We start from the raw sequence: 9,961 nt of genomic DNA, 5'->3' as shown, positions 1-9,961 counted from the left end.
GGGGCGTCCGCCCCGCCGGGCGGGGCCTGGGCGGCCTCCCCGCGGCGGCGGGAGTCGGCCGGCTCCAGGGGGATGGGGGAGCCGCGCAGCGGCTCGCCCGCGGTCCGTGGAATGGTCAGCCGGAACTGCGAACCGCCGCCCTCCTCGCCCCACGCCTGCAGCCAGCCGCCGTGCAGCCTGGCGTCCTCGACCGCGATGGACAGGCCCAGGCCGGTGCCGCCGGTGGTGCGGGCACGGGCCGGGTCCGCACGCCAGAAGCGGTTGAAGACCCGGTTGGCCTCGCCCGGCTTGAGCCCCACGCCGTAGTCGCGCACCGCCACGGCCACCGCGCCGTCGCCCGAGGCGAGCCGGACCACGATGTCCCGGCCCTCGCCGTGCTCGACCGCGTTGACCACGAGGTTGCGCAGTACGCGCTCGATGCGCCGGGCGTCCGCCTCCGCCACGACCGGCCGCTCGTCGCCGTGGACCAGGAAACGGCTGCCCTTGCGCTCGGCGAGCGGCTCCGCGCCCTCCAGAACACGCCTGACCACATCGCGCAGGTCCACCGGATCGGCCTCCAGCGCGGCCGCCTTGGCGTCGAAGCGGCTGATCTCCAGCAGATCCGCCAGCAGCGACTCGAAGCGGTCCAGCTGCCCCAGCAGCAACTCGGCCGAGCGGGCCGTCACCGGGTCGAACTCGTCGCGCGCCTCGTGGATGACGTCGGCGGCCATCCGCACCGTGGTGAGCGGGGTGCGCAGCTCGTGGGAGACGTCCGAGACGAAACGGCGCTGCATCCGGGACAGCTCCTCCAGCTGCTGGATCTTCGTCTGGAGGTTCTTCGCCATCTTGTTGAACGCCTCGCCCAGCCGGGCGATGTCGTCCTCGCCGCTGACCTTCATCCGCTCCTGGAGGCGTCCGGCGGCTAGCCGCTCGGAGATCCTGGCGGCCATCCGGACGGGGGTGACCACCTGGCGCACGACGAGCCAGGCGATGGCGCCCAGCAGCACCACCACGAAGACCCCGGCGGTGGCGAGTGTGCCCTTGACCAGGCTGAGGGACTTCTCCTCCTGCTGGAACGGGAAGAGGTAGTACAGCTGGTACGGGTCGCCGTTGGGATCGTTCAGACGCTTGCCTATGACCAGCGCGGCCTCGGTCCGGCCGCCTTCCAGCACGATCGTGCCGTACTGCTCGTAGGTGTCGGGGCTGTCGTCCAGTGCCTCGCGCAGCTGCGGCGACACACTCTCCTCGGGCTTGAGGTCGAAGGACGCGCGAGGTCCGTGGCTGCCCGATCCCTCGTCCGCGCCGAAGGTGTCCGGTCCCTCCTCGGAACTGAGTGCCACCAGGTAGTAGACGCCCTGGCCGCCGCTGGCGAGCTGTGTCACCAGGTCGTTCAGCCAGGTGCCGGTGTCCTGGCGTCCGTCGCGGACGTTGCCGGCGCCTCCCGAGGCCACGTCGTCGGCCGCGTCGTCGGCCAGTTGCTCGGCCACCGCGAAACCGCCGGCTGCCTGGCTCCGTGCGGCCTGCTGCTTGGCGTCCAGGAGCCCGTTGCTGACCTGGCCGATGACGACCAGGCCCAGCAGCAGGACGACCGCGAGGGACATCAGCAGCGTGGCGGTCACCACCCGCAGCTGGATGTTGCGCCGCCACAGCCGTGCCACAGCCAGCAGCGGGCGCCTCACCCAGCGGACGAACATCCGGAACAGGGGATGCGCCCGGCTGCCCGTCGCCCCTTCGGACAGCAGCCCGTCCGGGAGGAATCGACCGCCGCGCCACATGTCAGCTTGGTCCGGCCTTGTACCCCACGCCGCGTACGGTCACCACGATCTCGGGCCGCTCCGGGTCCTTCTCGACCTTGGAACGCAGCCGCTGGACATGGACGTTGACCAGCCGGGTGTCCGCCGCGTGGCGGTAACCCCACACCTGTTCCAGGAGCACCTCGCGCGTGAAGACCTGCCACGGCTTGCGGGCGAGGGCCACCAGCAGATCGAACTCCAGGGGGGTCAGCGCGATGGACTGCCCGTCCCGCTTCACCGAGTGCCCCGCCACGTCGATGACCAGATCACCGATGGCCAGCTGCTCGGGGGCGGGCTCCTCCGAGCGGCGCAGCCGCGCCCGGATGCGGGCCACCAGTTCCTTGGGCTTGAACGGCTTGACGATGTAGTCGTCGGCCCCCGACTCCAGGCCCACCACCACGTCGACGGTGTCGCTCTTGGCCGTGAGCATGACGATCGGCACCCCGGACTCGGCGCGGATCAGACGGCACACCTCGATGCCGTCCCGGCCCGGCAGCATCAGGTCGAGCAGCACGAGGTCGGGCTTGGTCTCGCGGAAGGCGGCGAGAGCCTTGTCCCCGTCCGACACGAACGACGGTTCGAAGCCTTCGCCGCGCAGCACGATGCCGAGCATCTCTGCCAGTGCGGTGTCGTCGTCGACGACCAGGACGCGTCCCTTCATGCGTCCATCATCCCATTACCCGATCGTGACTTTTCCCGGGGTGACGGTGAGGGCGAGCACAGCTCGGCCAGCGCGCCTCCCGTGACCGGTGACACCACCCCCCGCTCGGTGACGATCGCCGTCACCAGTTCCGCCGGAGTGACGTCGAAGGCCGGGTTGTACGCCTGCGCGCCCAGTGGAGCCACCGGGATGCCGCTGCCCGGCTCCATCCCGGCTCCCGGCACCGTGGGCGGCGCGAACTCCGTCACCTCGTGGCCGGGACGCTGCTCCACCTCGATCGAACCGCCGTCGGCCGTCTCCAGGTCCACCGTGGTCATGGGCGCCACCACCACGAACGGCACATGGTGGTAGCGGGCCAGCACCGCCAGCGGATAACTGCCGATCTTGTTCGCCACCGAGCCGTCGGCCGCGATCCGGTCCGCGCCCACCAGCACCGCGTCCACCTCACCCGCCGCGAACAGCGAACCGGCGGCGTTGTCCGCCAGCACCGTGTAGGCCATGCCCTCCCGGGCCGCCTCGTACGCCGTGAGCCGCGCCCCCTGGAGCAGCGGCCGGGTCTCGTCCACCCACAGCCTGCGCAGCTCGCCGGCACGGTGCGCGGCCCGCACCACCCCGAAAGCGGTGCCTCCCCCGCCGGACACCAGCGCCCCGGTGTTGCAGTGGGTCAGGACGCGGTAGCCCCCGCCCGGCAGCAGCTCGCCCAGCAGGGCCAGACCGTGCACGGCCATCCGCTCGCTCGCCTCGGCGTCCTCGCGGTGCAGCGCACGGGCCTCGGCCAGCGCCGCGGCGGCCGCCCGCTCGTATCCCGCACCGGCGTCGGCAGCCGCCCGGAAGGCCCGCTCGGCCCGGCTCACCCCGTACCCGAGGTTGACCGCGGTCGGACGCGCGTGCCTGAGCTGCTCGGCCGCGTCGGTCACGTCGTACCCGCGGGCGGCCGCCAGCGCGACGCCGTACGCACCGGCCAGCCCCAGCAGCGGCGCACCGCGCACCGCGAGCGAGCGGATCGCCTCCACCAGGGCGGGCACGTCGGTGCAGACGAGCTCGACCTCCTCGACGGGGAGCCGGGTCTGGTCGAGCAGCACCACCACCGGCCCCTCGGGAGGTTCCTCCCAGCGCAGCGCGGGAACGGGAACCGGTGCGTCACCCGGCGCCGAAGCCGTGGATCGTTCCTCAGTCTGGTCAACCATTCGGACAGTCTGCCCCTTCTCCCGACCATCAGTCGAAGGCAACCGGGAGCCGCAGGCCCCGCGCCGTTCCACGGCGGCCCATGGCACGATGGCTGCCAACCAGCCGATACATCCCCATGAACAGGCCGCGAGAACACGAGGTGAACCGCTGTGAGTGACTCTCCGGGCTGGGCCTCGCCCGGATCCTCCCCTTCCGATCCTCCCCCCGCGTCCGGTGGGGGCGCATCCGGTGGCGGTGCTTCCGGGCAGCCCACCGACAAGGTGCCCACGGACAGGACTCCACCGGGGCAGCCGGCCGCGAACTGGTCGCCGCAGCAGCCGCCCGCCGCCCCTCAGGGCTGGGGCGCTCCTCCTCCCCCGCCACCGGGCCGGCCCGGCTGGGGGAACTGGAACCAGCCGCCCGCGGCCAAGCCCGGCGTCATCCCGCTCCGTCCCCTGGGCGTGGGCGAGATCCTGGACGGGGCGGTCTCCACCGCACGGGCCCACTGGCGGACGGTCCTGGGCATATCGCTCGCGGTCGCGATCATGATCCAGCTCGCCTCCACCGTGGCCACCGGCGTCTGGATGCGGGACAACAGCGGCCTCCAGGCGCTGGAGGCCAAGGCCGAACCGACCAGGGACGAGGTGCTGGACGCCTTCAGCGGTACGTTCAGCGCCCTGGGTGTCGAACTGCTGGCCTCCCTGATCGGCACGGTCATCGCCACCGCGATGCTCACCGTTGTGGTCAGCCGTGCCGTTCTGGGCCGCCCGGTGTCCATCGGGGAGGCCTGGCGCGACTCCCGACCGCAGCTCGCCCGCCTGCTGGGACTGACGCTGCTGGTGGGACTGATCGTGAGCGGAGCGGTCACCCTGGGCTTCCTGCCCGGCATCCTCCTCGGCGCGGCGGGTTCGGAGCTGGCCGGTGTGGGCGTCGCCCTCCTCGGCGGCCTCGTGGGCGCCGTGGCGGCCGTCTGGCTGTGGGTCCGCTACTGCCTCTCCGCGCCCGCCCTCATGCTGGAGCGGCAGGGCGTCCTGGCCGCCCTCCGGCGTTCCGCCAAACTCGTGCGGAACTCCTGGTGGCGCATCTTCGGCATCCAGCTCCTCACCACCGTGCTGGTCTTCATGATCGCGATGATCATCCAGCTGCCCGCCTCCTTCCTGGCCCCCGTACTGGGCGGCGACGGTATCGAGAGCTTCATGACCGGCGGCGTCGCGGACATAACCTGGACATACCTGATCATCGTCGGCATCGGAGCGGTCCTCGCCTCCACCATCACCCTCCCGATCAGCGCGGGTGTCACCGCCCTCCTCTACATGGACCAGCGCATCCGCCGCGAGGCCCTCGACCTCGAACTCGCCCGCGCCGCGGAAGTACCCGGCTACGAGCGGCACACCGGCGACACCGCCCCGGGGAACTGATGTGGTGACGCGGTCAGCGGGCACGCGCACGACGGCACGGGAGACCCCGTTCGCCATGCGCTCCGGCAGCCTCGGCGACTCCGGCGGCTCCGACGACGGGGCGCCGGTGACGATTCCGCGCGCCCCGGCACGCGAGGCCGCCGAGGACGAGTTGTCCAAGCCCATGTACCACGAGAACGACCCGAGCCTCCTGCGGCGCCTCCTCGACTGGGTGTGGGAGCGGATCGGCGATCTCCTCGACACCGCCGCGGGGGCCACCCCCGGAGGCTGGGTCGGCCTCGCGGTCGTCGCCCTGCTCGTCGTACTCCTCCTGGCCGGCCTGCGGCTGCGCATGGGCGCACTGCGCCGCGCACCCGGGTCCGCCAGGCGCGGCGAACTCTTCGACGACCGCCCGCGCAGCGCCGACGAGCACCGCGCCGAGGCCGAGCGGTACGCCTCCGACGCCCGCTGGAGCGAAGCCCTCCAGGAGAGGATGCGCGCCCTCGTCCGCTCCCTGGAGGAACGCGCCCTGCTCGACCCCCGCCCCGGCCGCACCGCCGACGAGGCCGCGTCCGAAGCCGCCCGGGTCCTCCCGGACCACACCACGGCCCTGTACGCCGCCGCCCTCGCCTTCGACGAGGTCACATACGCCGGACGCCCGGCCGACCAGGCCGCGTACCTGCGGCTGCGGGACCTCGAGGAAGCCGTCCGGCACAGCAGGCCCCGCCTCACCGGCGACCCCGCACCCGCGACCCCCGGCGGAGGCGCCGTATGACGACCGCACCTCCCGCCCCCTCCACTGGCGCGGCCACCTCGGTATCGCCCACCGCACGCCAACTGTGGGGGCGCGCCCGCGGTCTGCTGCTGGCGGCGGCCGTCCTGGCGCTGGCCGGTCTGGTCATCGCCGCCCTCCGCTCCGGCGGGCAGCACGGACTGCTCGACCCCCGCTCCGCCGACCGCTACGGCAGCCGCGCCACCGCGGAACTCCTCGCCGACCGCGGTGTGGACACCACCGTCGCCACCGGCATCGCCGAGGCCACCGAGGCGCTGGGCCCCGACACCACACTGCTGGTGGCCAACCCGGACCTGCTCAGCGCACGCCAGCAGTCCGCGTTGCGCGCCGCCGCGTCCGACAGCGGAGGCCGCACCGTCCTGCTGGCCCCGGGCCCGGCCTCGCTGGGCACTCTGGCTCCGGACGTACGCGCCGTGGAGCCCGCCTCCGTCGAGGTGCTCCGCCCCGGCTGCGACGCCCCGTACGCCCGGCGCGCGGGCGCGGCCGAACTCGGCGGCATCACCTACACCACCTCCGCCGCCTCGGTCGAGGCCTGCTACCCCAGCGGCGAGCTGCCCACCCTGCTGCGGCTCCCCGCGGAAACCGGCGACGGCGACACCGTGGTGCTCGGCGCCCCGGACCTGCTGTACAACCACCGCCTCGACCAACACGGCAACGCATCGCTCGCCCTGCAACTCCTCGGCTCCCGTCCCCATCTGGTCTGGTACCTCCCCTCCCTGGACGACGCCACCGCCACCGACGGCGGCGACGAGAGCTTCTTCGACCTCATCCCCCCCGGCTGGAGGTGGGGCGCCCTCCAACTCGCGATCGCCGCGGTCCTCGCCGCACTCTGGCGGGCCAGGCGTCTGGGTCCTCTCGTCCCCGAACGGCTGCCCGTGGCCGTCCCGGCGTCCGAGGCGACCGAGGGCCGCGCCCGTCTCTACCGCCGGGCGAACGCGCGTGAACGCGCCGCCGAAGCCCTGCGCTCGGCCACCCGTACCCGGATCGCCCCTCTCGCCGGCGTACCCACCGCACAGGCCCACCGCTCCGAGGCCCTGTGCCCGGCCGTCGCCGCCCGCACTGGGGACGACGGCATCCAGATCCACGGCCTTCTGTTCGGCCCGGCCCCTGCCGACGACGAAGCCCTCGTCCGGCTCGCCGACCGGCTCGACCTCCTCGAACGCCGCATCACCCCATCTCCGAGAGACAAGGACCGCACCCCGTGAGCGCCCCCTCCGCAGACAGCGCCCGCGCCGCCCTCGAGGCTCTGCGCGGCGAGATCTCCAAGGCCGTGGTCGGCCAGGACGCCACCGTCACCGGACTCGTCGTCGCCCTGCTCTGCCGCGGACACGTACTGCTGGAGGGCGTCCCGGGCGTCGCCAAGACCCTCCTCGTCCGAGCCCTGGCCGCCACACTCGAACTCGACACCAAGCGCGTGCAGTTCACCCCCGACCTGATGCCGAGCGACGTCACCGGCTCACTCATCTACGACAACCGCACGGCCGAGTTCTCCTTCCAGCCCGGCCCGGTATTCACCAACCTCCTCCTCGCCGACGAGATCAACCGCACTCCGCCGAAGACCCAGGCTTCTCTGCTCGAAGCCATGGAAGAGCGGCAGGTCACCGTCGAAGGCACCGCACGCAAGCTCCCCGACCCCTTCCTGGTGGCCGCCACCCAGAACCCCGTCGAGTACGAGGGCACCTACCCCCTCCCCGAGGCCCAGCTCGACCGGTTCCTGCTCAAGCTCCAGGTGTCACTGCCCTCCAGGGAGGAGGAGATCAAGGTTCTCTCCAGGCACGCCGAGGGCTTCGATCCCCGCGACCTCACCGCCGCCGGCGTACGCCGCGTGGCCGGCCCCGCGGAACTCGACGCGGCCCGGGCCGCAGTAGCCAAGACATCCGTCTCACCCGAAGTCGCCGGCTATGTCGTCGATATCTGCCGCGCCACCCGTGAATCCCCCTCGCTCTCCCTGGGCGCCTCACCCCGCGGCGCCACCGCACTGCTGTCAACCGCCCGAGCCTGGGCCTGGCTCACCGGACGCGACTACGTCACCCCCGACGATGTGAAGGCACTCGCCCTGCCCACCCTGCGACACCGCATCCAGCTACGTCCCGAGGCCGAGATGGAGGGCGTCACCGCGGACAGCGTGATCTCATCGCTGCTCGCCCACGTCCCCGTGCCCCGCTGAGACGACGCGAACCGACCGATGGCTCTCACCGGACGTACAGCCCTCATCGCCGCCCTCGGCGCGCTTCTCGTCGGCTTCCTGCTCCCGAGCTGGACCGGCCTGCTCGCCGTCGAACTCACCCTGCTGTTCGCAATTCTGTACGACCTGGGACGTGCGGCACCAGTCCGAAAGCTCCTTTTCACCCGTTCCGGTGATACATCAGTTCGACTCGGTGAGCCTGCCGAAGTCCGGCTCACCGTCACCAACCCCGCCGGACGTCCGCTGCGCGCACACCTCCGCGACGCCTGGCCGCCCAGTGTCTGGGCCGCCGGCTCCGAGATCGCCGCGTCCCGGCACCGGCTGACCGTGCCCGGCGGGGAACGCCGCCTCCTCACCACACGGCTGCGCCCGACCCGGCGCGGCGACCACCACGCCGCCCGCGTCACCGTGCGCTCGTACGGCCCGCTCGGCCTCGCCGCCCGCCAGGGCAGTCACTCCGTCCCCTGGACCGTGCGCGTCCTACCGCCCTTCAGCAGCCGCAAACACCTGCCCGCGCGGCTCTCCCGGCTCCGGGAACTCGACGGGCGCACCAGCGTCCTCACCCGTGGCGAGGGCACCGAGTTCGACAGCCTCCGCGAGTACATCCCGGGCGACGACACCCGTTCCATCGACTGGCGTGCCACCGCCCGCCAGAGCTCCGTCGCCGTCCGCACCTGGCGCCCCGAACGCGACCGCCGCATCCTGGCCGTCCTCGACACCGGGCGAACCTCGGCCGGCCGAGTGGGCGACATCCCGCGCCTCGACGCCGCGATGGACGCCGCCCTGCTGCTGGCCGCCCTCTCGGCGCGCGCGGGCGACCGCTTCGACCTCCTGGCCTACGACCGCCGGGTGCGCGCCACGCTCCGGGGCCGCACCGCCCATGATCTGCTGCCGGCACTGGTCACGACGATGGCGCCGCTCGAACCGGCCCTGATCGAGTCCGATGCCCGGGGCATGGCCTCGACCGTCCTCCGCAACGCTCCCCAGCGCTCACTCGTCGTCCTGTTCACCGGCCTCGACTCCTCCCCCGTGGAAGAGGGCCTGCTTCCCGTGCTCCCACTCCTCACCCAGCGCCACACGGTGGTGATCGCTTCGGTCGCCGACCCCCGCATCGAGGAGATGGCCACCGCACGCGGCACACTCGACGCCGTCTACGGGGCCGCGTCCGCGGCCCGGACACAGGCAGAACGCCGCCACACCGCATCCCGGCTCCGCCGCCGCGGTGTCACCGTCGTGGACGCCACCCCCGACAAGCTCGCCCCGGCCCTGGCCGACGCCTACCTCGCTCTCAAGGCCGCCGGCCGTCTCTGAGCCTTCAGAGCCGAGGCCTGGGCAGCTCCATCTCGTGAGCGGTGAACGCCGAAGCGCGGGGGTCCGTGTCGATCCTCCCGGTGCGCCGGAAACCCCGGCGGCGGTAGAAGGCCTCCGCCCGACGGTTGTCCTCGTGTACGTACAGCCGTACCCCCTCGACCGCCGGGCGTGCCCATGACCACTCGACAGCCGCCTCGAAGAGCTGTGCCGCCAGTCCCGTGCCCCGGTGCTCGGGCTTCATGTAGACCCCGACCAGTTGCGTCCGGTCCCCCTCGACCAGAACCGTCAGCTTCCCGCACCACAGCCCGCCGCCGGTCTCCCCGATGAGCGTCAGCCTGTCCCCGCGCCCCTCACCGTCGGCGGCTCTCCGCTGCCACACGCTGTCCGGGTACGCGATGGCCTCCTCGTGCCGCTCCAGGAACGCCATGGCCGCCACAGGATCGGCGAGTGCGTCCAACCGAAGTTCCCTCAACCGCCGCCACTCGCCGGCCCGAACCGCTCTGACCCTGTATTCCGCCATCCGCCGATCCTGGCAGCACACCGTACTGAGCCTCAACACAAAAAAGCCTCGGTCTCCGAGTCATAAACTCGAAGACCGAGGCTTCACATTTTGTTCGGCGGCGTCCTACTCTCCCACACGGTCCCCCATGCAGTACCATCGGCGCTGAGAGGCTT

At 72.5% G+C, this 9,961-nt stretch carries 9 protein-coding genes; 5 read left to right on the top strand and 4 right to left on the bottom strand.

Translation table 11 applies throughout. The annotated features are described in order from the left end of the window. The 3 genes from mtrB to mtnA form a co-directional block, all read right to left on the bottom strand. Nucleotides 1-1,754: MtrAB system histidine kinase MtrB (mtrB, locus tag L7D48_RS20425; RefSeq protein ID WP_237881135.1), on the bottom strand; the 1,754-nt coding region annotated here is incomplete at its 3' end. Nucleotide 1,755: 1 nt separating this feature from the next. After that, a complete protein-coding gene (gene mtrA / locus L7D48_RS20420) occupies nt 1,756-2,433 on the bottom strand; it encodes a two-component system response regulator MtrA (protein ID WP_014061181.1) in 678 nt (225 codons plus the stop codon). Continuing rightward, a complete protein-coding gene (gene mtnA / locus L7D48_RS20415; protein ID WP_237881133.1) occupies nt 2,430-3,620 on the bottom strand; it encodes an S-methyl-5-thioribose-1-phosphate isomerase in 1,191 nt (396 codons plus the stop codon). Before mtnA ends, mtrA begins: the two co-directional genes overlap by 4 nt. A gap of 261 nt (nt 3,621-3,881) precedes the next feature. Between mtnA and L7D48_RS20410 the strand changes: the two genes are divergently transcribed. The 5 genes from L7D48_RS20410 to L7D48_RS20390 are packed head-to-tail and all read left to right on the top strand — an operon-like array spanning nt 3,882 to nt 9,286. Continuing rightward, on the top strand, nt 3,882-5,018 hold the full coding sequence (locus tag L7D48_RS20410) for a glycerophosphoryl diester phosphodiesterase membrane domain-containing protein (RefSeq protein ID WP_308312321.1): 1,137 nt from the start codon (nt 3,882-3,884) through the stop codon (nt 5,016-5,018). Between the two features lie 55 nt (nt 5,019-5,073). After that, nucleotides 5,074-5,772: a DUF4129 domain-containing protein gene (locus tag L7D48_RS20405; RefSeq protein ID WP_237881129.1), complete on the top strand. Its 699-nt coding sequence runs from the start codon at nt 5,074-5,076 to the stop codon at nt 5,770-5,772. Next, the gene (locus L7D48_RS20400; RefSeq protein ID WP_237881127.1) at nt 5,769-6,995 is read left to right on the top strand and encodes a DUF4350 domain-containing protein; all 1,227 of its coding nucleotides are present in this window, start codon (nt 5,769-5,771) and stop codon (nt 6,993-6,995) included. The genes L7D48_RS20405 and L7D48_RS20400 overlap by 4 nt, the downstream gene beginning before the upstream one ends. Continuing rightward, the gene (locus L7D48_RS20395) at nt 6,992-7,957 is read left to right on the top strand and encodes a MoxR family ATPase (RefSeq protein WP_237881125.1); all 966 of its coding nucleotides are present in this window, start codon (nt 6,992-6,994) and stop codon (nt 7,955-7,957) included. The genes L7D48_RS20400 and L7D48_RS20395 overlap by 4 nt, the downstream gene beginning before the upstream one ends. 18 nt (nt 7,958-7,975) lie before the next feature. Beyond that, the gene (locus tag L7D48_RS20390; protein WP_237881123.1) at nt 7,976-9,286 is read left to right on the top strand and encodes a DUF58 domain-containing protein; all 1,311 of its coding nucleotides are present in this window, start codon (nt 7,976-7,978) and stop codon (nt 9,284-9,286) included. 4 nt (nt 9,287-9,290) lie between these two features. Here the strand turns inward: L7D48_RS20390 and L7D48_RS20385 are convergent, their stop codons facing one another. Further along, nucleotides 9,291-9,743 carry an N-acetyltransferase gene (locus L7D48_RS20385; protein WP_237881121.1) on the bottom strand — a complete coding sequence of 151 codons (453 nt, stop codon included), beginning with the start codon at nt 9,741-9,743 and terminating at the stop codon, nt 9,291-9,293. Nucleotides 9,744-9,961: the final 218 nt, after the last annotated feature.

It is taken from the genome of Streptomyces sp. ICN903 (genome assembly GCF_022015835.1).
Classification (GTDB): domain Bacteria; phylum Actinomycetota; class Actinomycetes; order Streptomycetales; family Streptomycetaceae; genus Streptomyces; species Streptomyces fenghuangensis.
The sequence above is the reverse complement of the archived record's forward strand: the minus strand, read 5'-3'. Positions and strand labels throughout refer to the sequence as shown.

Coding starts and splice junctions, on each gene's coding strand:
- mtrA (WP_014061181.1), bottom strand. CDS start 2,433: ATGAAGGGACGCGTCCTGGTCGTCGACGACGACACCGCACTGGCAGAG.
- mtnA (WP_237881133.1), bottom strand. CDS start 3,620: ATGGTTGACCAGACTGAGGAACGATCCACGGCTTCGGCGCCGGGTGAC.
- L7D48_RS20405 (WP_237881129.1), top strand. CDS start 5,074: ATGCGCTCCGGCAGCCTCGGCGACTCCGGCGGCTCCGACGACGGGGCG.
- L7D48_RS20400 (WP_237881127.1), top strand. CDS start 5,769: ATGACGACCGCACCTCCCGCCCCCTCCACTGGCGCGGCCACCTCGGTA.
- L7D48_RS20390 (WP_237881123.1), top strand. CDS start 7,976: ATGGCTCTCACCGGACGTACAGCCCTCATCGCCGCCCTCGGCGCGCTT.